This is a genomic window from Paraburkholderia strydomiana (assembly GCF_031456815.1).
GTDB lineage: Bacteria > Pseudomonadota > Gammaproteobacteria > Burkholderiales > Burkholderiaceae > Paraburkholderia > Paraburkholderia caledonica.
The window spans coordinates 73,510-97,285 of sequence record NZ_JAVDVL010000020.1 but is presented as its reverse complement, the minus strand read 5'-3'; the positions used below and the strand labels follow the sequence as shown (position 1 = coordinate 97,285).

Genomic DNA, 23,776 nt, shown 5'->3' with positions numbered 1-23,776 from the left:
TGCCCTATAATTTCCTCGGACCGGTAACCCTGGATGCGTTCGCCGCCGGGGTTCCACGTCAGGACAATGCCATCGGGCGAGAGCGCGAAGATGGAATAGTCGTCGGTGGATTCAGCCCATAGCTGGAGCCAGACAGCGCTGAATCCTGCCGGTTGCGGGTCAATATCATTCATCTGTCTGGAATTGTGTGGGCTCTTGCTCCCTCGCGCGCGAGGAAAAAAAGAAGGTTATTGAAAGGATTGCGCCTGAGCGGGTCTATATTGAAAACAGCCACCCTCTCAGGCTGTGTTTCATTCCTACGAAGCTGACGCATCGTTAGTTGGCCCGCGGTCGGGACTATACCCTCAGGAAAGCCATGCAACTGTCGCTGTTTATCCCGGCCAACATGGAAGCGATTCTTGCCGAATGGGAGTCCTTTGCCGCAACGTTGCTGCCTGCAGCGCACGGAATGTCGCCCCTTGAGTTGCGCGACCATGCCCAGCAGATACTCGAGGCGATCGCGAGAGACCTCTCGGCATCACAGACGAGACAGGCGCAACTCGACCAGTCGAGAGGTCTGACGCGGATGTCTGACCAGGCGCCCGAGACGGCTGCGCAAACCCATGCGGTGCTGCGCGCGCGGCGCGGTTTTGATATCAACCAGCTGTGCGCGGAATACCGTGCGTTGCGCGCCGTTGTACTTCGACTCTGGCTCGATGAAGGCGGGGCTGAGCCGCCGGGAACGGACGACATCGTTCGCTTTAACGAAGCGATTGATCAGGCGCTGACACAATCGGTAAGTTTCTTCAGCAGCCAGGTGGACCGGTCACGCAACCTCCTCCTGGGTATGCTCGCACATGACATGCGCAGTCCCCTCCAGACCATCCAGATGACCGCGCAACACCTTGCAAAGCTCGACGATGGCAAGCAGGTGTCTGCGGCTGCAGCCCGGCTGATCAGGAGCGGTGCGCGCATGCAGGGGCTACTCGACGACATGCTGGACTTCAGTCGAACGAAGCTTGGTCTGGGCATCAGGGTCGCGCCGGCGCCCGTCGATGTCGCCGCTCTCGTTGCCGATGAACTGGAGCAGGTGCGCGTGGCGCACGGGACACAGAGGGTGGAACTCAATGTGAATGGGGACACTGGGGCACTGTGCGACGGCCGGCGGATCCAGCAGATGCTTGGCAACCTCGTGGGAAACGCGATCAAGTACGGGGAGCCAGCGGGGGCCGTGCAGGTGACGGTCACTGGAGGCGATCGCGAGATATCCATCGCCGTCAGGAACCACGGACCGGCCATACCGCCGTCCTTCCTATGTCGCGTGTTTGAACCTCTTGAGCGCGGTCCAGGCGCTGGAACGCGGCCGGGCTCAGAGGATAGCCTCGGTCTGGGGCTCTACATTGCAAGAGAAATTGCCCATGCTCACGGCGGCGATGTGGCCGCACGATCTGACGATTCGGAAACGGTTTTTACCGTTCGACTACCTCGCGGAGCTACCGACGTCTGAGAAGATCCACCACACCAGCACTAGTACTTTCGACTGTAGTGCCAATTGGGCATTTCCGCGCTGACCGGCTACTCGGGGGCGGCAACGGCTCGGCCGGCGGGAGTTTCCCGTCAAGGGAGCCGCGGCGATCACTGGCACCCGACGAACCTCCGGGTTGCGCCATCGAGCGTATCCGGCAGGGCCCCTGCCGCGGCGCTTCTCGAGGCCGCGCAGGGCAGACGCGACGGACGTGTCGTCGACGTTTCACAACGGCATGCACGCTGGGGAACGGTTGGTGAGCCACGCGAGCAAGGCGCCCGCCGATGGCCGGCCGAACAGATGCAGCTCGCCCGGCAACAAGGATGCACTAACGTGTTCGTTGCTTCGCATCCGGATAAAATAGCTTGACATGCTGCTTCACGCATGTGCGAAAGCGGCCGTGACAGGACGGTGCTGCTCGTCGCTACACGCGTATCGACGAGTGCGCCCTCGACCGACGCTCGCGACAGCACATCGATAACACGACAGTCTCGCAAAGCCGCGTGCTAGAGTCGTCGCGCACGGAGATACCATGCGCCGTGCTTCTTTTCCCCTTCCTGGGCCCACTCAAACTCCGCAAGGTTCGCGCGGCGCCTGCGAGCCACAGAAAAACTTGCCGCTGCACAGTGCGACGCGCGTCACGTCTTCGGGCAAGGCAGCACCACTGTCTTGCAGCACCCGAGCAAACGCACCGTCGATCAACTCGCCAAGCGGCGCATGCGAACGCATTGACATGGAGTCGCCCCTTCGGCGACATCACGACAAGCGGCTCCGGCTCGGCGCCCAGCGCCTGCTCCCGCAGCCTATGGGACCACTGCGTGACGTCGACGGCATCACGACCTTCAAGGTTCCGCCTGCGCACAGTTGCAGGAAGCGGCTGAGATACGAACTGGAATGCTTTGGACCGACGCCTTCATGACCATGCGGCAGCAGCACCGTCAGACCGGACGTTTGGCCCCACTTGCACTCGCCCGCCGCGATGTGCTAATCGATGATCGCTTGCATGCCGTTCGAGAAGTCGCCGAACCGCGCTTCCCAAACAGCAAGATACGACGTGGACCGAACGCTGCAGCCGCATTCGAACCGCAGCACGGCCTCCTCGGTCAGCGGTGAATGGATGATGTCGAACTCGCCCTGATGCCCGGTCTGGTGCGCCGCGATCGCCGCCTGTTGCGACGGTCGCGTCAGACCAGAATTATCGTGTTCCGAATGACCACGGTCCGCGCGACCGGCTGGTGTCTCTGTCCGTTGTCCGCCTCGACTTCTACTGCGGAGACATGCGCGCGTTGAGCCACGCGCCTGACGCGCCTGCGTCGCTCATGCCGTTCGTGCGGGGCGCGTGCAGTTCGTTCGCGGCGCGCCATTGCTTCGCCGTGTCGCCGTTCAGCTTGAACGTGCTGACCGTATCGGTGAGCTGTTGCGCCTGGTCCTGCAAGGCTTGCGCGGCAGCGGCGCTTTGCTCGACGAGCGCGGCATTTTCCTGCGTCACCTTGTCCATCTGCGTGATCGCGTGGTTGATCTGCTCGATGCCTTCGCTTTGTTCCTTGCTGGAGGAGCTGATCTCCGCAACGATCTCTGTCACGTGGCGAATGCTCTTGACGACTTCGCTGATGATCTGCCCCGCGTCCTCGACCATTTTGCCGCCGGTACCCACCTGATTCACCGAGTCCGCGATCAGTTCCTTGATTTCCTTCGCCGCGACGGCGCTGCGTTGCGCAAGTCCGCGCACTTCGCTCGCGACCACCGCGAAACCGCGGCCGTGCTCGCCTGCACGCGCTGCTTCGACCGCAGCGTTGAGCGCAAGAATGTTCGTCTGGAATGCAATGCCGTCGATCACGCCGATGATCTCGACGATCCTGCGCGACGATTCGTTGATCGCGCTCATCGTGCTCACGACCTGATTCACCGCGTTGCCCCCCTTCACTGCGACGTCCGAAGCGCTCGACGCAAGCTGGTTCGCTTCGCGGGCGTTGTCGGCGTTCTGCTTGACCGTCGACGTAAGTTGCTCCATGGCAGCCGCGGTTTCTTCGAGCGAACTCGCCTGATGCTCGGTGCGGCTCGACAGGTCCATGTTGCCGCTCGCCACTTCGCGCGTCGCCTGGCTGATCGTGTCCGTGCCCTGACGCACTTGCGCGACGATGCCGTGCAAATTGCGGGTCATGCGTTCGAGCGCGGTCAACAGGCGCCCCACTTCGTCGGTCGTATCGACATGCAGGTGATGCGTGAGGTCGCCCGCCGCGACCGCTTCCGCGAGGCTGACCGCGCGATTGATCGGCCGCGTGATGGTGCGCGTGATGAAGATGCCGGTTGCGATTGCGATCAGTGTCGCGACCAGTGCGAGCAGGATCATCTGGATTTTCGCGCGATGCGCTTCGGAAATCGCATCGGTCACGTCGTGCGCCATCCGCTCCGCCTGCACGTCGACCATTTTGTCGACAAGCAGGTAGTACGCGTCCTGAAGCCGCGCCATGTCGCCCTGATAGACGTCGCGCGCCTCCTGCTGCTGGTTCTTGCTCACCAGATCGAAGAAAGCTTTCACGCTCACCCCGTAGGCCGAGCGTGCATCCAACTGCTGCTTCAGTAGCGCCTTGGTTTCATCGCTCTTCAGACGTTTGTCCAGTTCGGCGTAGGCTTGCGCATTGGCTTTGCGGATGGCCGCGTAGTCGTCCATATACTGCCTGGCCTTGTCGGGTGACATGGTCAGCAGGAGATTGCTTAGAATGCCGTTCGCCCTGTAGCCATTGCTCTTGATCTGATTGCTGAGCGCGATAAGCGCGTAGCGATTGGTCACGATCGCATCCGTCTTCGCATTTGTGGAGTCCAAGTGCTCAACACCGGCGGCGGCCGTGGCAAGGAGCAGCGCGACCATCAACGCAAAGGCGGAGCCCAACCGAACGCCGATTCTTAAATTTGAAATCTTCATGTGTCTAATTCCTTGCCCTGTCGCGAGAAAACCTGGCCGTCTATACCCAGTTCACTTCGTTGCGGCTGACCCGCGGCTTTTGCCGTTCCGTCGTTTCTCGGACGATATGACGGCAAAATGTCTGAAACCTTGAGAGGGAGCCCGCGCCCACGGCAAAAGTCCCCGCGCGTCCGAATGGAGCACGTCAAACGGAACGATGTCGATATCGGCGAGCGTGAGGGGCCTGGGGATCTGCATCTGCTCCTTGCGAGCCGCAATCTCACCTTGCAGCCGTTCTTCTTCGCCCGGGACACGGCTGTCGGAGCTTGTCCGCACCATACGCGGAGCCTGCGCGCAGATGTTCGGCATCCCGGACTATGAACGCTATATTGAGCACATGGCCTCGCGACACCCGTGCGATCCGCCGCTGTCGCGACGTGAGTTCTTCATCTGGTCCATCGATCGGAAATACTGTCGCAATGGGCCGAGGTGCTGTTAGCGCCGCTCGTGACCTCCATAATCGTGTCTTTCGGCAGAAGCAGCACAAGTTTGATCGCCGGACACTGCCGGACCGAATTGTTTCGGTCGGCGCATCCTCTTATCGGCTTTTGCAGGGGCTTGGTCGGATCGCCGATCGCCAACGGCGCTGTCCGGCCGATACTATTGAAAACTCGAGTTGCGCAGTTTTTGCACCGCAGGCAAGAAATTCGAGCTCTGATCGACCCGCACACCGCTCGCATTCCTCAGTTAAGAGAAGAACGACCCATGAAAACCTGTGAGATAGGCAGTCACCGACTTTTTCAAATGCGAGGGACTTCTCCGTCCCGGTGCGACGCTGAAGTCGCAGGCATCAAGTGCCATGATTGAGGTGCCATCCATCAATCGGAACAGAACGGGGGAAGCCATGGACCAGCTCACTACCGTCGGCATCGACCTGGCAAAGGACATCTTCGCGGTCTGCGTGCTTGATACTAGCGGTACCGAGTTGCAGCGGCGCGTACTGCGACGCGAACCGTTCATGCGATGGGCCGAACAGTTGTCCCCCTGCCGCGTCGCAATGGAAGCCTGCGGTTCTTCTCACCACTGGGCTCGCTGGTTTGCCGCGTGCGGTCATGCCGCCCGGCTCATTCCCGCCGAGTTCGTCAAGCCGTTCAGGCCGGGAGGCAAGAACGATGCAGCCGATGCCGAGGCGATCGCTGTTGCGGCCCGCCAGCAAACGATGCGCTTTGTGGCGATCAAATCTGTCGAGCAGCAGGCCATTCTGGCGTGGCATAGCGTCCGTCAAGGATGGCAGGAACGGACTGCACTGCTGAACCGCACGCGCGGACTGCTGGCCGAATTCGGGGTGGTGATTGCGTGTTCGGGAGACCGCTTGCTCAGCGCGTTGCCCATACTGATCGAAGATGCCGGACTGCCTGACCCGGTGCGTGCCATGTTGCTCGAAGTGCGTGAACAACTGGTCGCGTTGAACCTGCGGCTCGCCGGCTGTGACCAGCAGATCGCCGCGCACGCCAGATTCAATGACGTCGCAAGACGCGCCAGCGAACTGTTCGGCGTCGGTCCGTTGACCTCGAGTGCCGTGGCCGCTACGGTGCCCGATGCGAAGGTCTTCAGGAACGGCCGACAGGTAGGTGCCTGGCTAGGCCTGACGCCACAACAGCACAGCTCAGGCGGCAGGACGTGGCTTGGACATATCAGCTTGCGCGGCAACGTCTATCTGCGCACGCTGCTTCTTCAGGGCGCCCGAATCGCGTTGCAGTCGGCGTTGCGTGCGGACCCCATGCACGCAAGCCGGCTACAACGGTGGATCAGACAGCTCCACGAACGCAGGGGTTATCACAAGACACTGATTGCGATTGCGATTGCGATTGCGATTGCGATTGCGATTGCGATTGCGATTGCCAACAAGCATACCGGATGTTGTGGGCGATGCTCGCAAAAAACGAACGTTACGATGCCGATGCGTGGCAACGCCATCCGGTACATCCGCCGTTACCACCCGCTACAGCATGACCCGGTTAGCCTGGGACTCAACTACTGCTCGACGCAATAGCAAGATGAGGTCGGACCGAACCGGGGAAGAACCCGACGATCTGTTGGCGAGTCATCATCGCACGCGGCTTATCACCGCGCGCCTGTTCGCCGGTTTTCAAAAAGGGTTCTCCTGTGCGGGTCATATCGTGGCCCTCCCGATACGTCTCGGCAAAAAGGCCGTTTGCAAAGACGCAGTCTGTTCCTGGTATTGCTTCGACACGACAGCGGCAGCTGACTTGAGGAAAAATGCTATGGCCAGACCAACAGGGCCACCTGCAAGTGCCCGCCAATACCCGCGAGGGCGCGGAAAAAAATCGAACCGCGACCTTGACTCTTAGGGGAAGTCCTTGCAAACAGTATCGGCCGCAATGCGCCGTTCAACGGAGTAGCGCTAACGGCCGGAGCGTCGCCCGAAGCTGCCGTTCGGGCACTTCCCGGAGCGCCGGATCGACCATGCCCGCCTCCTGGCGATCGTTCCAGAATGAAGACGATCGCACACTTGGCTCTGGCCATTCATTTGCCGGCGGGTGGTAGAGGAATCATTCCCGGGAAGACATACGCCTGCAACATGGCAATCACACCGATCACCGCCGCGCCACCGATCGAATGAAAGAACACAGTGCGGAAAATCGGTCCAAGCGCAAATGACCGCTCCTTCGGATCGTCGTAGCAGGCGGCGCACGCGACCATGATGGATTGAGCGTCGATCATCTTGCCCATTACGCCGCCCGTCGAGTTTGTCGCTACGATCAGGATGGGGTTAAGGTTGAGTTGCTCCGCCGTGATGCGCTGCAAGCTGCCGAAGAGGGCGTTTGACGCCGTGTCGGAGCCCGTTAGGAATACACCGAGCCAGCCCAGGTACGCCGCGAAGAACGGATAGAGAACCCCGGCACCCGTGAATGCAAGACCGAGGACTGCATCGGTGCCAGAGTAGCGCGTCAAGAATCCCAGGCCCAGCACTTGGGCAATCACCAGCACCGGGATCTTCATCCTGCGCATGGTCTCCATGAAGGCGTCCTTCCATTGCGTTGCGTTTAGCCTGAGTACGAGACCGGAAAGCACTGCTGCGACAAAAACGCCTGTGCCCGCCGCGGACAACCAGTTGATCGTGAATCGGGCCGCCTCCGGTTTGGCGTTGACGGGTACGACGGGCGGCATCCGTTGCACGAGGTTATGCAGCGCGGGCATGTCCCAGACAGGCAGCGACAGCGAACCCTTGAGCGGCGAGCCGAGCAGCGTCGTGGAAAATGTGACTTCGGCAAACAGGTTGTTGAGGAACTTCTTGAACTCCGGTACGCCCCACAGTGCACAACAGGCGATCAGAATCACCCACGGCATCCAAGCATAGGCGGTTTGGGCGGCTGAGTACCTGTACTTCCACTCCGTGCTTTCTGTCGTTCCTATTGCTGTGCTCCTGCCCGCTCGCGCGAGTGCCTCACGTTCGGAGCGGAGCAGGAAGCGTGTCTTCGGGTGCCAGATAAAGCGCAGGAACAGCGCCGTGCAGATTACCGAAAAGACGCCGGATACCACGTCGGTCATCAGGTGGAGCGCGCTGCTCCCGGAAGCGTAAAACTGCATGAGCGCAAACGATCCACCCGCGCACAGCATCGCCGGCCAGACTTCGAAGACTTCCTTCCATGACCCGCCTTCCATCTTCACGAACGTCGCGACCAGCCAGAAGGGCACGAGAACCGATACGAACGGTAACTGATGTCCCGCCATCGCGGAAAGCGTGACCTGATCGAGTTCGCTCACGGCCGCCAGCGTAACGATCGGCGTGCCGATCGCGCCCCAGGCGACGGGCGCGGTATTGGCGAGCAGGTTCAGCACGGCGGACTGAAATGGCTTGAAGCCGAGGCCCACCATCACAGCCCCAGCGATCGCGACCGGAGTCCCGAATCCCGATGTGCCTTCGATGATTGCGCCGAACGAGAACGCGATCAAGACGCACTGCAGCCGCCGGTCGAATGAAATGTGGACGATCGACTCCTTGACGATCTCGAACTTGCCGGTCACGACGCTCATCGTGTACAGAAACATTGCGGCCAGGACGATCCAGATGATTCCCAGAAATCCAGAAAGGGAGCCGAGCGCAAAGGCCGAGGCCGCCGTCACCACTGGCATCCTGAAAACGAGACACGAGATAATGAAAGCGGCGACAACACCGAAAAAAGCCGCGTAGGGTGCCGAGATACCCAAATGCACATTGCCCTGCGCATCGCGGTGGCGGTGCAAAGCAATGAAATAGAGTAGCGTCAGAATCGGGATCGCGGCAATGACCGTGGAAAGGAATGGATTGCCCAACGGGTCATAGGTCTGCTGGAACATGGTTTTCCTTTTTTATCTGAGGATTCGCGCCCTGCTCCTGTCCATTCGAGGTTTCACAGCGACTGTGACTTCGAGAGCGCGAGAGGAACACTAATTCCTTACAGATTTACGACTGATATCTGGAGGTATAGCGGGCGCAATCGTCGATTTCAAGTTTCGCGGCTGCCACGACGTGTGCTTATGATGCACATGTACAGGATTTCGGATACCGATGCGCAAGAAATCAATGGCACAAGCCCCTGACGTCGGACCGCGACACAAAGACGCCCCAATGAGTGCCTCCCCGGTTTAGAAGCCGTATGGACTGCAGACGAACTGCTTGAAAGCGTTGCCAGCGTCCCTTTGGCGGTCCCGACGCCGTCAACGGCCCGTGTCAACGGCGAAGCCGATGTTGGCGTTTCAGGAGCGATTGGCGGCAACGGGTCGCAACCAGAAGTCGCAGTAGGATCGGTACCGAGGGCGGGCGGCAGCGCAGGTTAGCTGCCCCGCCACTACCGCTAGTCCACCGGCAGGAGGATACATTGCCCTGGGCGCGGATTTTGGTTCACCGTCGGTAACGGTCTTCCACCCCGACCACGCTCGCACTTGTTGTTGCCTTTACTCGACGATGCCGGCCAGATCCTCGATGTCCTTCTGGACACGCGTCCGTGCCTGTCGTACGGCGGCATCAGGTATGTTGGCAACGAGTGGGGGGCATAAACGCTCAACCCTTGAATCCGGCTTCGAATTGCACCCATGCTGCATGCGCGCAAACACCGGAAGCCTTTCGTACGATGTTCGCCGTTACGTCGTTGTGCGTCGCTTGCCATGTTTGCGGGTGTACTGAAAACGGCTTAACAGTGGTTGGTACAGTACGCTTCCTCAGGTTGGGATGCTTCTGGTTTGCCCTCTTTGCTGACGAGGCAGTCGTTCCCGGCCGCAGGGACGTCTGCCGCATGCGGCAGCGTGTCGCTAGCTATTTGCTGGGTCGCCCAAGGTCGGTGATCTACCGAACGGGGAGCGCGGCATCGGTACACCATCCACAAAAGCACTCGCACAGCGCACAGCGAACTCGTATGCACAGTTTTGGCTTGCGAACTGCCCAAGATCACCCAATGAGGTGGATTCGCCGTCTTCCTTCAAAATACAGGCGCGGGCTACGAACGTGTTTCCGCGCCTTATGGTCGACGCCTGAATCGCTGCGCCACGGTGAAATAGAACCATTGAACGCCCTCCGGTCGTAGAGTATGGAAAGGATATTGTAATGTTGTCATTTTCGCGCGTGGTGACTGTTACCTTTCTGTAAAAGGCGCTTAAGTGTGACGACAGACAACGCGCAAGCCGGCGATATCGACTGCAGTGAGGAAGCATCGCGGCTTCGCGAGACGGGGTGCGTTGGGCGCGCCAGTTCAACGGTCCACCTTGGATGGCGGCACTGTGCCGGTTTGCGGATTTCCAAGTTCGGGCAGGTACGGCCACTCAAGGTGGCCGGGTAGATCGTAAGCAATCACTGCGGCCATCAAGCCAATCCGCATCAGGACCTCTCTTTCAACGGAGGGCTCCGCACGTCGAGAAACGCTACAGGGTTGTGGCATATGACCCGCGCAGCCAGGGTTTGTCAACCCACACGCTCGATCACAATGATCACGCTCAACATGGTCGTGACCTCGCAGGCTTTGTCGATAAGCTCGGACTCAAAGACGTCATTCTGGTGGCATGGTCGTGGGGGTGCCTGGACGCTTATTCATATCCGCGCTCGCGGAACGGCGACCCTCAAGGCGTTCATCTGCATTGACCAAGCGCCAGAGCCTTTGAATCCGTCCGCGGGTGAATGGGGCGGCTTATTTGCTTTGTCGAACGATGGCTTGGCCGAGATGCATGGAGTTGCAGAAACACTCAGCGCTGATCCCTACGCATTCTTTCGCGGATTCTTGGACGGCAAGGTTCCTGTGTTGAACGTTGTCAACGAGATAGAAGCCCCTAAGGCTGCCGCCTGGTTGAAGGAAAATGCGCACCTCTCGTCCGAATTCGTGATAAAGCTACATATGTCTCATTGGTCAGATCCCGACTCGTTCAACCGTGGCGTTGATGCGTTTCTCAAAACCGTCAAATAGATGGTTCCGGCACAACACGCGGGACGCGCGCCGTTATGTCGTCTTAAAATAGCGACACGGTTCAAATTCGGGTGACGCGGCGCCAGTCGCAGTTGGTTGCAGCCATCTGGTTGCCAAGTTCAAGAGTCCAAGACGACCAAACGGCACCAAAACAGAAGGTGGCTGCGGCCTAATCCCGGCCAAGAAGGGGCACTCGAAGCGTATTATCGGGAGGAACCGGAAAAGGTGCTGGAACCCCTGCGCGAGTTTCGCAAGCCGACATTCACTCTCACTGACGACGCACCATGTCATCGGGCATGCTGCAGAGTGCGTGGCCGCATTCGCCACGGCGCAGCAACCGGACCTCATTATGATGGGATCACATGGCCACTCGGCGACTGCCAATCTCCTTCTTGGGTCCGCGGCAGCGGGCATATTGGCGCGCTGCGGCATACCGACTCTTATCGTTCGCTACTTACGAATCGCTACAAAGCCAGAACGGGATAAAACCCCCGGTGCTGCAACTGGGGTGGCGAGAACAGCGCACAGCATTCCGGGACTAGGGGTCCATATGCTTCTTAGGTATGAGGTAATCGCGGTCCCGCCGTAGCGATAGGCATCCTCTCATCCGTACGGTCAAATACCTTTTCCGGCTCGTCGGCCTCCTCCGGAGTCTCGTTATCCAGGACCCGGCGCATTCTGCGTTCATCTAGTTCATTGGTCCACCTCGCGACCACCAATGTAGCCACCGCATTGCCGATGAAATTCGTCAACGCGCGCGCTTCAGACATGAAGCGGTCGATACCAAGGATAAGCGCAAGACCTGCAACTGGCACATGTCCGACCGCAGACAGCGTTGCCGCAAGCACGATGAACCCGCTGCCCGTAACACCAGCAGCGCCTTTAGAGGTCAACAGCAATACGGCTAGCAATGTAAGCTGATGCGTGAGGTCCAGCGGCGTATTCGTCGCCTGAGCGATAAAGATCGCAGCCAGTGTGAGGTAGATCGAAGTGCCATCGAGATTGAAAGAGTATCCCGTTGGAATGACTAGTCCAACCACTGATTTCCTGGCGCCAAGGTTCTCCAGCTTCACCATTACGCGAGGCAGTGCTGCTTCCGATGAGGAGGTTCCAAGAACGATAAACAGTTCTTCCTTGAGGTACCGGATCAACTTCCACACGCTGAAACCATGGAACCGGGCAATCAGCCCGAGCACGACGAAGATGAAGAAAAGGCAGGTCGCATAAAACGTGAGCATCAGCATCCCAAGAGAGAGCATGCTGCCGATGCCGTATTTGCCGATGGTAAAGGCCATCGCGCCAAAGGCGCCGATCGGCGCCACTTTCATGATGATGCCGACGATGCGGAAGAACACGTGGGAGATCTTCTCGACAAAGTCGAATATCAATGTGCCTCTACCGCCGAACGAGTGCAACGCAAAGCCGAACATGAGCGCGAACAACAGAACCTGAAGTATCTCGCCCTTGGCGAACGCGTCGACCATGGTCGAGGGGATAATGTTCATCAGGAATTCGGTAGTACCCTCCATCTTCCGCCCGCTGACGACCGTAGCCACCGCCTTCGCGTCCAGCGTCTTCGGGTCCACGTTCATGCCGGCGCCGGGTTGCACCACGTTGACGATCACCAGTCCGACCACCAGCGCGAGAGCGCTAACGATCTCAAAATAGAGCAACGCCAATCCCCCGGTTTTGCCCACCTTCTTCATGTCTTCCATGCCGGCTATGCCGACTACCACGGTGCAGAAGATGATCGGGGCGATGATCATCTTGATCAGTTTGATGAAGGCGTCGCCGAGCGGCTTCATCGCCTCACCAGTGTGCGGGGCGAAAAATCCCAACGCCATACCGGCGGCAATCGCGACGATTACCTGAAAATAAAGTGATCTGTAAAGCGGTTTGTGCGATGCCATTTGAGATCCAAAGCAATCACTTCAGTCGTCATTCAGAGCGTCGTTTGACACGCAAACGTGACCCATATTGCGGCGGGCAAGCATCCGGTCGAACACGGTAGGCGCAGTCGCGTGCCTGTGCAGGTTGCACAGATCGCGCGAGCGGCTGGCTTACCGCGACCGGCGAATAAATTCTTACCAAACCATTACAAAGGCTATGCTTCGCAACCATCGACGACAACCGGGCAAACCCGAGTGTGCATTGCAGCAGACCGCTTGTAACAGTGGCTTTTGCTGGGTTTGGCGCCGCATTTGGTCCCGGATGATTGTAAAGACCGCTGCACCCTCAAATCGGACGGTTATGTGGGTCGGGGAGGTCTGATAAGACTGCGAGCAAAATATTTCACAAATGAAGGCAGCGCCTATACTGTAAGCAACATGTAATTTTTGGCGGTGTCAATATTATTCCGCCCGGGGGTTAGGTGCGCGTGGAATAGACCGGCACAGGGAGCGAGAGGACTCCCGCACTGCCAACGTGACGGAATCGGACGAAATTCGTTGGCATAGATGGGGGCTCGATTGCCCAGTGAGCAGATGGCGGGCTTCGGATCGGCGTCAGCACCTCGGCCGTTACTCATGCGTCCCCGAGTGCCTCTTACAGTCCCTGTGCCATGCTGAAGGTGTAGCCATGCGGAAAATCTATTGGAAGCTGGAGAGGGCCGCGTTCTCGCTCGTCGTGCTGCTGGCACTTGCATGTTTCGGATTCCTCATATGGCAGAAGAATCCCGAAGTGACGTCGGCGATTCAGACGGGCAGCGAGATGCTGATGCCAAACAGTGAACATGTGCTCGGCTGCATGGTGCCGGATCAGGGTGGTTGTGAGCGGCTGTTGAACGAACTGAAAACACCGGACAAGAGCTGATGGCCGCGCACTCTGCGCGAACAGGAGTGTCCGGCGTGTTGCTTACGGTGACCTGAGTACGCAGTTCATGGAGAGCGGCACAGGCAGGCCACGGCCGTGACCGCGCACCTGAGCAGAGATCTTGTCAGAAACGCCGCATTCCAGATGAGGCTGGAACATCCTCCGATGTTCTCCCTCAGTCATGCATTGCACTGCCAGGATACGGATCTCGTCAAGCGACGTGCCCCCGCGTCACCCCCCATTTGGAAGGCAGTCGCTCGCGCAGGAACTGTCGCACACGCGCTTCACGTGGGCCGCCTTTGTGGTCGGGACGCGCGCTCGCAGCACTTTCCTGAAAGGTCGCCCGCAAACTCGAGGCAGTAGCGCTCAGCAACTGGCGGACATCAACAGCAGGCTGGATCATCCAGTCTCCTTTTTCTAGCTGGTTAGAGTCGGGAGCGGGCCGGCTGGCCGAGGGACAAAGCGCCCTACCCCCATTTTAAGGCATTAAACGCAATCCTGATAATACGAATTATCAGGATTGGAGTGGCCGAAAAAAACGGCCCGCATGCCGCGGACCGGTCGTGGCGGAGCAGCGGCGGGCGGCCAGTTTGCCCGCCAGCCCCGTGTCCGCTCCGTGTGTGGTTGCCTGCCGTTAGCACCCACCACCTCTACATGATAGTCACTGTGCTGCCGACGGCCAAGGTTTCTCACGGGCGCTGCAGCGCCTCGGATTTTGGCGGCCGCCGACCGCGTCGTGCGGCCAGGATCTGCCGGATCGTGGCCAGTGACTGCTCGGCCGTCGCGCTCGCTACCCGTGGGCGCGGCCGGTCGAACTGCGGCGCCGTCACCCCAAGCAGGCGGCACACCGTTGATAGATACGGCTTCGCCGGACCGGCATACCGCTGCGCTGCCGCCTCGATCGCCGCGTCGCCGACGTATCCCCGCAGCCACGCGAGTGTACGGCGGTCCCGTTCATTCTGTACGCGCACCAGGTGTTCCATGACGCTCTCCAGAACTGCATATGAGCCGATACTGTATATATATACAGGTTCATGGAGACTTACAAGGCGGCCGGAGTCAAGACGTTGAGCGTAGGGATTGCGAGGCAACTTGCGACAGATAAGAAAATTGCGAAAAATGAGAAAATGTGGTGTATGCTGGTCGGATGGACTGTGTGGAAAGGCTCTAATGCTGAATTGGGATGATGAGATTACCGCGGTGACTCCGTCCGAAGCCCGCGCGTTTCGCAAGCTGGGCGCTGCGCCAGCGCAAGGCGCCTCGGTGAACAAGCTGCTTCTGGTTGGAAAGTTGTCCGGGGACACCGTGTACAGGCGGATACTGGAAGCTCATCTACACCGGTACCTCGAAAAAATTGCCGGACGCGACGGACTTCCCGGCAGTAAAGCCTGGACGGCTTGGGGCCGTAACTCATCGCTGTTGCGCGCGGCTGTCCTCAGACGGTGGCTCGGCGAACTTCGCGGGCGAGCGCTTTTGGGGCTTAGATCCACGCCCGCGGTTAGTGGCGAGTCGAGGACTGGTAGTGCGAAAGCAATCGCGAAGCGGCTCACCCCGTTGGGCGCCCCCCCGCACGTTGCCTGAAGGAGGCTTTCATGACACAGCTAACGAAAGAACGAAACGAAGCGTCGGCTCTCAAGATCCGTGCTGCGCTTACCGGCAATTACGCGGGCGATGCGCGTCAGCTGGTTCGGGATGTCGCCGAGTCGTTTGCTTCCGATATCGAAGGGACGTTGCGGGTGAAAGTCCCGGAGCTTGCGGACAGTTCGATCCGTGACTTGCTGCGACATGTCCTGGAAGAGCGCTTCGCGACGATTCTGGCGTCCGGTGACGCTGACGAATCTGAGGCCCGCTCCTCGTTGCCTGTTGTCAACCTGAAGCCTTCGGAGGTGATCGAGCAGCGCAAGGTGCGCATGTCGCTCGCGAGCCTGTATCGCTATGTCGAAGCGAACAAGTTCTACTGCGTCGTGCCGTCAGGCCAGAGTAACGGTCGTGAATTTCCCGCGTGGCAATTCGCTGGACCGGTGCCCGAACTGTTGCCGCCTGTGCTTCTCGCCCTTCGGGGGGCGTTGAGAACTGAGGTCCATGCTTTCCTGGTTACGGCGCAGGACGCGCTGAACGAACTGGCGCCGGCAGAGCTACTGGCTGGTGCCCCGTTCGAGACACGCGCGTCCCTGCATCCGAGTCAGCAAAGACTCCTGCAACTGCCCGCAAACGAGCGTCTGCGCAAGGTCCTTGCGTTGATCAACGGGCCGGGAGCAAGCATGGCCGCTTGAACGGCTATCTAATGAGCGACAACAGAAAATTAACCGTCGAACCACCGTCGTACCTGCGCGAGCACTTGCCGTCGCCGGTGCAACTGAAGGAGTGCCTCACCAACGAGCCTTCCGCGGTCGGCGGTGAGGCGCAGCTATACCGCGCTGCGTACCTGCCTGAGAGTGTCCTGCCGAAGAGCGTGGCGCGAGCGTACCGCTTCGGACCGCCCCCTGAACTGTTTTCTGGTGGCAACGAAATGCCGTTCTGGTGGTTGTACGCTGCGCACGTGGCCGAAACGGCGATCTGGGAGGCGCAGTTCTGCAAAAATGACGTGACACGGCCGGGGACGTTCTACATGGACCCGTTCGCGGTACAGCACGGCATCATCGCTGAACTGCGCTTTCCGCGGCCGCTCCGGTTCTGGAATCTCAATGGCTCCGTCGCGAGTCGTCTGGGCATTTACGACAACCTTTCGAGCCCTGACTATGACTGGTGCCAGTGGTTTGGGTACCACATGGATGTCGCGATGCAGTCTGTCGACGGCGCGATTCGCCCAGATGGGTTCGTGTATCCGTCGCGACGACACCGGGGCCACACCGCGGTAGCTATCTCCTCTCGCGTCTTGCCGGGATTGAGGGACGGCGTGGCACGATCCGAGACGCCGTTCGCTAAACACCCGCATTTTGAGCGACTGCTAGACGACCGGCTCCGGGTGGCGCCGCCGGCGGCTGACGCGTCTGCAGGTTGATGATGGTCGGGGCCGGTGTCGGCCGCAGTAGACCCGACGCTGGGAGAAAGTCGCACCACGGGAGGGCGCGCCCTCCCGCGCAGTAACGCTTGTGCTGTCGCGACGGTGGCAGAATCAACGCGGCCTATGGAAAACGACGCGATGGCCCATCGAAGTATGGGCGGAAGTGCACACCCTCGGGGCTCGTGCGCGAATCCGGGACGCTCATTCCGGTCCGCCGGCGCTCGCCGCCGGAAAATCGACCGCAGTTACCCTATAGCGCCTTTTGGCGCAGTAGAGAAATAAGCCCGGAAGGACCGGGAAAATGCATTGCGCCGACGACCACGACAGCATCGCCGTCGTTAAGAATCTGGCCCAAACGTAGGCCGTAATAAAAACGTCAACGCCCCGGTCTAGCACTGACGCGGCATGGCGCGCGCGGGTTGACACTTTTATATCCGGTTGAATCGCAATAAAGGCGTCAATTCGCGTGTGTCCGCATTAAATTCGTCAATCCGCGTCGCGAAGACCAGGTTGCGCGCCATGCCATTGATCTGGCAGGAAGTAATCGCTTGCAGCGGCGGAGAGGTCAGCAAAGCGACGGCGCGAATCGCCTGAAGCCGGTTTGGGCTGAAAACGCCGCTGTAGCCATCAGAGGAGTTATCACGCCAGTCGTGTTTCGCCTACATCTGCTGCGGCTCGCGACTTTGAATGGCCGGTGTGGAGCGGCTCGAAAGGCCCAGTACGACCCTCAACCGTCGTTGATGCCCTAGCGGTTCCAGTGACCGGTCTCGAAGTACACAGGCCATCGATTCCGCGACTGCCAAGACGCCTTCGACCTACGGTCAATCCTCGAACTCGTCCACAAGCTCCTCAAGTTTTTGCAGCCAGGCAGAAACGCCCCGCGCATTTGTAAGCAGCTGCTGTAATCATGGCCTGCCTGAGTTCAGCGACAAGTGAGCTTAAGCGTTCGTTGCGCTCAGACCAATTCCACTTCGTCCGAGGGCGCACGCGTTCGCTCGCGCGTCTTCGCCCGTCCGGTTCCGAAAAAAATTCACAGCGTCCAAAAGTCATTTTTTCGTCGAGGACATCTCTTTCTAAGGCGGCCATCCCAACTCGCTTGTTGAAGGAAAGTCTCCTGCGGGATACGGGAACAGTTAAGCATTCGCATTTCTCGGTATCAGAGTCTATACCGTACTCACGGCGAGGCTTACCTGACTATGAACGAGGCGCCAGTAAAAGCGGCGCTTGGATGTCTCGAGTCGCATCGGAGCGGCATGTACGCGGTGAAGTAAGAACTAGAGGGCAGCGATCGTGCTGCGCTTCAAAGATGACCGCGTTAATCCGCCCGCGCGTGGTCGGGATCGCCGAGGCAGTCGGCAGTAATGCCGCGCTCTACGAAGACGACGACTCAGGAACCAAACCGCGTCCGTCATGCAGCTCTCAATTATGAATACGATGCGGCCGAAGACGTAGCTATCAACTCCACCTGCGTAGTTCCGGAGCGGGTCATGGTGCTTCTGCGCGGGGAGCTATCCGCCAGTCCGTCATGATATTCATTCCAAAGAGCGTTGGGAGACGACAATGAACTACTTCCTCGGTAAAAAGCGCGCCACCGAAGAAGCCTTGTCTAAAGCCGTATCCATTGCAACAACCACGGCGATCGCAGCAGCGTTGATGCTGGCCGGGTGTCATACCCCGACATCAATGGAACAGGCCGAAAAAAACCTCGAAATCGCCGGGCCGAACGAGCGCCAATTTCATTCGGTGCTGTACTTTCCCAAGGGTGAGGCGCTGCACTACCCCGGTTACCTAGTCGCCATTGAAAAGAGTCCCCAAGACATCATAGGGGGTCCCAAGGTAAAGCCGAATACGGTGGAAGACCCGAAAGGAGATCACCCTTTGGTTTATGCCGATGCAACGTACATTCAGCACGAGACAAAGACGTTTCTCATCGACAACACGCCGACACTCATCAAACATTTCCAGACGCGTGACCGTAAGGCGCTGTTCATCTCGCATATAGTACGGTACGGGATTGACACACCGGAAGAAGGCCGCGCCAATCAGATGGTCTACCAGTGCTTCATCTACAACGCATATAAAGCGAGAGGTGTCGCGAAGGATGGGCTGACCGACGTCGATTATCTTCGACAATTCAATTGGAAAGACTGCGTCGACGAAGAGACCTCCCCGGGTTCGTTGCCCGTCAGTTTCCCGGCGCGCGAGATCGGCACACTCTACGCAGATGGGCTTAATGCACTGAAACCGCTGGAAACGCAACTCACACGGGACGTCAAAGCCAATGGCTACACTCATATCCTAGTGATCGTGATGGGCTGGAATACCTCGCAAGACGAGGCGATCCGAAACTTTAACGACATTGCGGGAAACATCGTCGATGCGGCCTACGAGGAGAAACTGATCAAAGACGGGAAGAAAGGAGATACCGGGAAAAAAGACATTTCCCGTAAACCCGTTTCGTCACCCTTTCGTCCGTTGGTCGTCGGTGTCACGTGGCCATCTTTCTGGACGAGCGGTGTAGCGAACTTTTTCAGTTATCCGAACAAGGCAGACGATGCCGACGAGCTCGGTCTATCGTGGCTCAATGTTCTGCTGTACAGGACCTTGCCCTGTGTTCTGAAGAGCACTGCCGGTGCGAACGGCAAGATAACTTTACGGACGGTGCTGATCGGGCATAGCTTCGGGGCACGTGCCGCAACTCGGGCATTGTTCAGTTCGCCGGTTCTCGAACAAGACTCAACTGAGAATGGGAAGCCACCTGCTTCCGTCGTCGATCTCGCGGTGGGACTCCAGGGAGCCGTGAGCATCAACCGGTTCGTCCCGTCCACGAGCGAGGAAGGTGCGCCGTATCGGAACTTCGCCAACCTCACCGGTACACGCGTCGTGCTTACCGCTTCGGACAAGGATCAGGCCACAGCGTGGCCTTCATGGTATCCAGCAGCGGGATCCATCCATTCCTATCGCAAAGCGTGTGACGGATCGAACACCGAGTACGCGAACGTATTCTCTTGCTGGACAGCGCGCGATATCAGCGGATCCGATGCCTCGAACGAACCCGAACATAAGAGCAAGCTGTACCGTCCGTCACGCCTGTGTCCTGGTGGGATTACCGACTGCACGATATCGGAGGACGAGGAAGCGAAACTTGCCGAAAATAAAGTCATGTACATCGACACATCGGCAGGCATCACGGAATTCAATACTCCGGGCTCGGGTGGCGGCGCGCATAGCGATATTTACCGGCTTCCGATGGGCCGCCTCCTGTGGCATCTGATCCATGTCCACGCTCCGACAGGCGAGCATACGCCAAGATCGCCACTGAAATGCGGCACGAGCGACATCGCGGCCGACGTCGGATAAAAATAGGCATGGACCTCGATGATGCTGAAACTTAATCCGGATTGCACAGACCGCATGTTGCCTGATTTCGCCGTTGAACTCGACACGGCGGTAGGCTCTAATCGCACTCGTGTGGTTTATTAGGCGTCTTCCGACTCTGCTGTTAGATGCAGCGACGATCTCTCATCGGCCTACATCGGCCTACATCGGCCCTCCGACCCGATGAGACTGCTACGGCAGAGCTCCCAATGTTTGCAAAGCGCCAAGCTCCGGCATGTCCGCATGTCCCACCAGTCCCGTAGGAAAATGGCGAGGGGCGTGAGTCACAAATGCGCCGTGCGGTGCGCCGCGACGACACCGAGCATCGAGATCGCCGTCGAGACTTCCCGAAGGTCGACCTTTGCTCACAGTCCTGGATGGGCCGCGACGACCTCGCGCACTGCGTGGATCCGTGCTATGGCCCTCGGATCAGCTTCATTCACCGTCCACAACGTAGACTGCGTGAAGGTGTTGAATCGCGTTTGGCTACCGTTCACTATATCGGACAAACTCGTAGTCGAGACGAGCACGCCGTCGCACTTGCCCTCTATGACGAGCGCTATAAAACCATTTGATGGCGCTCAATGAAACTCATATTTAGTCGATCCAGATAGCCGCCAGCTGTCGCCGCGCTCTCAGTTTTGAGCAAGACGTCTTCCGGAATCAAATCGTCAATGTTGAGAGCGACCAACCCGCCACCTTGATAGGGCGCGAGTTGCTTAGCGCCCTTGCGCATTTGCGCTTCAACGCCTTTCTCTGAATAGATTTTCTTGCAGGCGATCGGGTACTCTCCGAAGCCAAAGTTGGCAACGATGTCAGGGGGGTCCAACAGTTTTGCCTGCACGCCCAAACGTCGAAATAAGGCAAGCAGGTTCAATTCCCACAGGGCGTCCTTGCCTTGCGATGGAGGCCGCTTTGAGAGATCCACGTTGTTGCCTGCGATGCGACGGAGCGCTTCGTGAATTCCCGACACTCGTCCCGTAACAACAAAATTGCCTCAACGATGCGATTTGCGTGCGCAGTGTTCACCAGCCTACGAATATCACCCGACGCGGCGCCGGCCGCCCAATCCCGCGCCAACGATTCGGCATCGCGAAACAGAATATTGAGCGCGCTGTCTCGATGCATTGAAATTTTCTGGTCAGTCAAGTATGCCTTGCAATCCCTAACTCTGGCGGCAACGTCGGCATACGTCGACTTCCTGGCATCTCGATCTCTCGGACGGCGGTGCAATCATTGTCGCAACAAGTTGGCTCGATGGCTCGATGAAAAAATCCCACTTGGACGTTTGGTCGGACGCCTATTAGGGCGACGCATGCAGGGGTTGCACGCGCGGAATCTCGCTGCCTCGAGGACGGCCGGCGAGGGACCAGATCTTGCTCGAGATATCCCTGTCCTGCCAATGGAAGGGAGCGCATCATGATCAAGCTACTTGGCATCCTGGCTTTAGCGTTCGGTATTGAGGGTTGCGTCGCTGCCCAGCCGCCCTACGGCTACGGCGACCCGCCCGGCTATTATGCGCCGCGCCCCAGTTTCGGAATTGGGATTGGGGCAGGCAGTTTCGGTGGGAGCGGTTTCGGAGGCGTCGGCGTGGGGCTCGGCTTTTAGACGGCGCGATACTGCCGTCAATCATGCGTCGTCCCTGGCCGGCAGTCCGACGTTAAGCATGTCACTGCCCGGGGCAGAGGATCATGCGCGACTCCCAGCCCTTCTCAGGCTAAAAATATGTACCGGTCCGCTTGTCCTAAGGAGGGCCGGTTCAGCTTTGAGAGAGCGTCAAGCAGCTAAGGGGCGAACCATTCGGGTGTCCCCGTGACGCTGACGCTACTTCCACCGCCCTGACCAATATGGTTCCGTCCACTGGTTTTTTCAGGTAGCCTGCGGCACCTTGCGCGAGAGCCTTCTCGCGGACGGCGGCATCTTCGTTCCCGGTAACGAAGATAACCGGCACGCCGCGCTGGACCATGCGACGCTGCAGCTCGAGCCCGTCGATCCCTGGCATCTGGATGTCGGCGATCACGCAGGAAAATACGGCCGAGGTCGCCGACGACAGCGTGTTCAGGAGTGCTTCGCCACTGGCAAAAGTCTCCGCCTCTAGGCCGGAGGAGCGCAACAAACGCTTGATGGCCCGCCGAATGGATTCGTCATCATCGACGACCGCAACAATTTGAGTGAGGTTAATCATTGAAAGTCGTCAAGCGCCTCGTGACTGGGTTGTGACTACAGCGTAACCGGGGATACGTTGATGCGCTATAGGACTTTGGCTAACGGACCAGGCCGCACGGCGATCGGCTTTTTCCGTCGTCTGGGACGAGCATTAGAACGCGCCACTGGCCGTTTCCGGCAAGTCCGCGGACAGTCACAGGCGTTGGCCGAATGGCGGTAAATGGCCGGACCCCGAACCCTTTGCAGCCGGACATGCTCTTCCAGAGAGCCAGATAAATGAGCTGCCCTTCGAAAACTTCCTTTGACGCTGATTGCAGTGTCGGAACAGCTCGCTGACAATGATGCAGGCGTGCTAATACGCAGATGTCTCAAAGCGCGGATCACGTTGCGGCCCGCAGGTCTGGCTTGCGGTCGTCAACCCACACATCGCAACTGCGGCGCCGTTCACGATGGGCGCGCGCTCCATGGATCGGCCGGCAAACTCCACCTGCGCAACGCCTTGCCGAGGCCGCTACAAACGCTCCCCGATGCCTCATTGATGCAGAATGAGCGCAAAGGCCACGATGACACGACCCGAATACGATGGACGACCCGGAATCGCTTTGCCTGGCACTGCCCGACGGCACTAAGGTCTCTGCGCTCCTCCGAGTGCCGGAGGACGCGCGAGCCCTGTATGTCTTCGCGCACGGTGCCGGGGCGGGCATGCAGCACACCGGCATGTCGTCATTGGCCGACGCGCTTGCGGCGGCCAATGTCGCCACATTGCGCTTCCAGTTTCCGTACATGGAGCGGGGCTCCAAGCGGGTGGACTCGCCGGCCGTGGCACATGCTGCCGTGAAGGCAGCCGTCGCAGAGGCCCGCCGGCGACTGCCAGCCCTGCCGCTCTTTGCGGGCGGCAGGTCGTTCGGCGGCCGCATGACGTCCCAGGCCCAAGCCATCTCCCCGCTCGACGGCGTGCGTGGCCTCGCTTTCGTCGCGTTCCCGCTGCACCCGGCGGGCGCGCCCGGCGTGGAGCGGGCACAGCACCTGGCGGACGTCACGGTGCCGACTCTCTTCCTGCAGGGCACGCGTGACAAGTTGGCCGAGCTTCACCTGCTGAGGTCGGTCGTCGAGACGCTCGGGCCACGCGCCACGCTGCATGTGGTAGACGACGCAGATCATTCGTTCCACGTGCGCGCGTCCTCCGGCCGGACCGACGCGGAGGTCGTGCTCGAGCTGGCACGGACGATGTCGGCGTGGTTCTTCGCCGAAGGAGAGTTCGTGCGCGCTACCTGAGCAAGCGCAGGAATGCTTGTAGCTAAGTCGGGACGGGGAGCCGGCGAACTCGCCGTGCTGGACTCGCCCGCTCAATCGCTTCGCTACCCGCAGATGGTCTGTCGAATAGCCACGATAAGCGACGCCTGTCGCGTCGGCGACGTTTTCCCAGTGCCGAGTGGTCAATTTGTCAGGATCCGCTTGCGATGATCCGCGCCTGGAATCGCGGAGGGCATCTGCTTTGATTTGGCCGGCGCCGATCCGTAAGTGACCACTAGGAATGCAGCCGGAACCAGACTGGC

General features: G+C 59.3%; 19 protein-coding genes and 2 pseudogenes. 12 read left to right on the top strand and 9 right to left on the bottom strand.

The window, feature by feature from the left end:
* Positions 1-355: 355 nt before the first annotated feature.
* On the top strand, positions 356-1,486 hold the full coding sequence (locus J2W46_RS32315) for a sensor histidine kinase (protein ID WP_310359714.1): 1,131 nt from the start codon (positions 356-358) through the stop codon (positions 1,484-1,486).
* A 585-nt stretch (positions 1,487-2,071) separates the two neighbouring features.
* Here the strand turns inward: J2W46_RS32315 and J2W46_RS32310 are convergent.
* The 3 genes and pseudogenes from J2W46_RS32310 to J2W46_RS32300 all read right to left on the bottom strand — a co-directional run bounded on the left by J2W46_RS32310 (position 2,072) and on the right by J2W46_RS32300 (position 4,427).
* A complete protein-coding gene (locus J2W46_RS32310) occupies positions 2,072-2,239 on the bottom strand; it encodes a hypothetical protein (protein WP_310359713.1) in 168 nt (55 codons plus the stop codon).
* A gap of 21 nt (positions 2,240-2,260) precedes the next feature.
* A pseudogene (locus J2W46_RS32305) lies at positions 2,261-2,665 on the bottom strand (hypothetical protein).
* A gap of 103 nt (positions 2,666-2,768) precedes the next feature.
* The gene (locus J2W46_RS32300; protein WP_310359710.1) at positions 2,769-4,427 is read right to left on the bottom strand and encodes a methyl-accepting chemotaxis protein; all 1,659 of its coding nucleotides are present in this window, start codon (positions 4,425-4,427) and stop codon (positions 2,769-2,771) included.
* A 196-nt stretch (positions 4,428-4,623) separates the two neighbouring features.
* On the opposite strand from J2W46_RS32300, the gene J2W46_RS32295 reads away from it, so the two are divergent.
* Together J2W46_RS32295 and J2W46_RS32290 are read left to right on the top strand one after the other, a co-directional pair.
* Entirely contained in the window at positions 4,624-4,905 is a 282-nt protein-coding gene (locus tag J2W46_RS32295; protein ID WP_310359707.1) for a YbdD/YjiX family protein, read from the top strand.
* Between the two features lie 405 nt (positions 4,906-5,310).
* Positions 5,311-6,419: pseudogene (locus J2W46_RS32290) on the top strand (IS110 family RNA-guided transposase).
* A 534-nt stretch (positions 6,420-6,953) separates the two neighbouring features.
* Here J2W46_RS32290 and J2W46_RS32285 read toward each other — a convergent pair.
* Complete coding sequence (locus J2W46_RS32285) at positions 6,954-8,768, bottom strand: L-lactate permease (RefSeq protein ID WP_310359704.1); 1,815 nt, start codon at positions 8,766-8,768, stop codon at positions 6,954-6,956.
* A 1,405-nt stretch (positions 8,769-10,173) separates the two neighbouring features.
* On the opposite strand from J2W46_RS32285, the gene J2W46_RS34500 reads away from it, so the two are divergent.
* The 3 genes from J2W46_RS34500 (at position 10,174) to J2W46_RS34490 (ending at position 11,450) form a co-directional block, all read left to right on the top strand.
* Complete coding sequence (locus J2W46_RS34500; protein ID WP_374726904.1) at positions 10,174-10,542, top strand: alpha/beta fold hydrolase; 369 nt, start codon at positions 10,174-10,176, stop codon at positions 10,540-10,542.
* 16 nt (positions 10,543-10,558) lie between these two features.
* Positions 10,559-10,861, top strand: coding sequence for a hypothetical protein (locus J2W46_RS34495; RefSeq protein ID WP_374726903.1), 303 nt, complete (start codon positions 10,559-10,561; stop codon positions 10,859-10,861).
* Positions 10,862-10,967: 106 nt separating this feature from the next.
* Positions 10,968-11,450, top strand: coding sequence for a universal stress protein (locus J2W46_RS34490; protein WP_374726908.1), 483 nt, complete (start codon positions 10,968-10,970; stop codon positions 11,448-11,450).
* On the opposite strand, the gene J2W46_RS32275 is transcribed toward J2W46_RS34490, so the two are convergent.
* On the bottom strand, positions 11,419-12,771 hold the full coding sequence (locus J2W46_RS32275; protein ID WP_310359698.1) for a dicarboxylate/amino acid:cation symporter: 1,353 nt from the start codon (positions 12,769-12,771) through the stop codon (positions 11,419-11,421). The two genes, J2W46_RS34490 and J2W46_RS32275, sit on opposite strands and share 32 nt — an antisense overlap.
* A gap of 667 nt (positions 12,772-13,438) precedes the next feature.
* Here J2W46_RS32275 and J2W46_RS32270 point away from each other — a divergent pair.
* Positions 13,439-13,672, top strand: coding sequence for a hypothetical protein (locus J2W46_RS32270; RefSeq protein WP_310359695.1), 234 nt, complete (start codon positions 13,439-13,441; stop codon positions 13,670-13,672).
* 689 nt (positions 13,673-14,361) lie between these two features.
* Here J2W46_RS32270 and J2W46_RS32265 read toward each other — a convergent pair.
* Positions 14,362-14,655 carry a hypothetical protein gene (locus J2W46_RS32265; protein WP_310359692.1) on the bottom strand — a complete coding sequence of 98 codons (294 nt, stop codon included), beginning with the start codon at positions 14,653-14,655 and terminating at the stop codon, positions 14,362-14,364.
* Positions 14,656-15,264: 609 nt separating this feature from the next.
* Between J2W46_RS32265 and J2W46_RS32260 the strand changes: the two genes are divergently transcribed.
* Both J2W46_RS32260 and J2W46_RS32255 read left to right on the top strand, forming a co-directional pair.
* On the top strand, positions 15,265-15,945 hold the full coding sequence (locus J2W46_RS32260) for a hypothetical protein (RefSeq protein ID WP_310359689.1): 681 nt from the start codon (positions 15,265-15,267) through the stop codon (positions 15,943-15,945).
* On the top strand, positions 15,942-16,673 hold the full coding sequence (locus tag J2W46_RS32255) for an RES domain-containing protein (RefSeq protein ID WP_310359686.1): 732 nt from the start codon (positions 15,942-15,944) through the stop codon (positions 16,671-16,673). Before J2W46_RS32260 ends, J2W46_RS32255 begins: the two co-directional genes overlap by 4 nt.
* Positions 16,674-16,926: 253 nt before the next feature.
* Here J2W46_RS32255 and J2W46_RS34485 read toward each other — a convergent pair whose 3' ends face one another.
* The gene (locus J2W46_RS34485; RefSeq protein WP_374726902.1) at positions 16,927-17,031 is read right to left on the bottom strand and encodes a TraB/GumN family protein; all 105 of its coding nucleotides are present in this window, start codon (positions 17,029-17,031) and stop codon (positions 16,927-16,929) included.
* A 1,205-nt stretch (positions 17,032-18,236) separates the two neighbouring features.
* Here J2W46_RS34485 and J2W46_RS32250 point away from each other — a divergent pair.
* On the top strand, positions 18,237-20,036 hold the full coding sequence (locus J2W46_RS32250) for a hypothetical protein (RefSeq protein ID WP_310359683.1): 1,800 nt from the start codon (positions 18,237-18,239) through the stop codon (positions 20,034-20,036).
* Between the two features lie 577 nt (positions 20,037-20,613).
* Here J2W46_RS32250 and J2W46_RS32245 read toward each other — a convergent pair.
* The gene (locus J2W46_RS32245; protein ID WP_310359680.1) at positions 20,614-20,982 is read right to left on the bottom strand and encodes a hypothetical protein; all 369 of its coding nucleotides are present in this window, start codon (positions 20,980-20,982) and stop codon (positions 20,614-20,616) included.
* Between the two features lie 491 nt (positions 20,983-21,473).
* Here J2W46_RS32245 and J2W46_RS32240 point away from each other — a divergent pair, with 491 nt between their 5' ends.
* Positions 21,474-21,662 (top strand): hypothetical protein, encoded by a 189-nt coding sequence (locus J2W46_RS32240; protein WP_310359677.1) that lies wholly within the window; start codon positions 21,474-21,476, stop codon positions 21,660-21,662.
* Positions 21,663-21,813: 151 nt separating this feature from the next.
* Here J2W46_RS32240 and J2W46_RS32235 read toward each other — a convergent pair whose 3' ends face one another.
* Positions 21,814-22,239, bottom strand: coding sequence for a response regulator transcription factor (locus tag J2W46_RS32235; protein WP_310359674.1), 426 nt, complete (start codon positions 22,237-22,239; stop codon positions 21,814-21,816).
* 563 nt (positions 22,240-22,802) lie between these two features.
* Here J2W46_RS32235 and J2W46_RS32230 point away from each other — a divergent pair.
* Complete coding sequence (locus J2W46_RS32230) at positions 22,803-23,495, top strand: alpha/beta hydrolase family protein (protein WP_310359671.1); 693 nt, start codon at positions 22,803-22,805, stop codon at positions 23,493-23,495.
* Positions 23,496-23,776 lie beyond the last annotated feature (281 nt).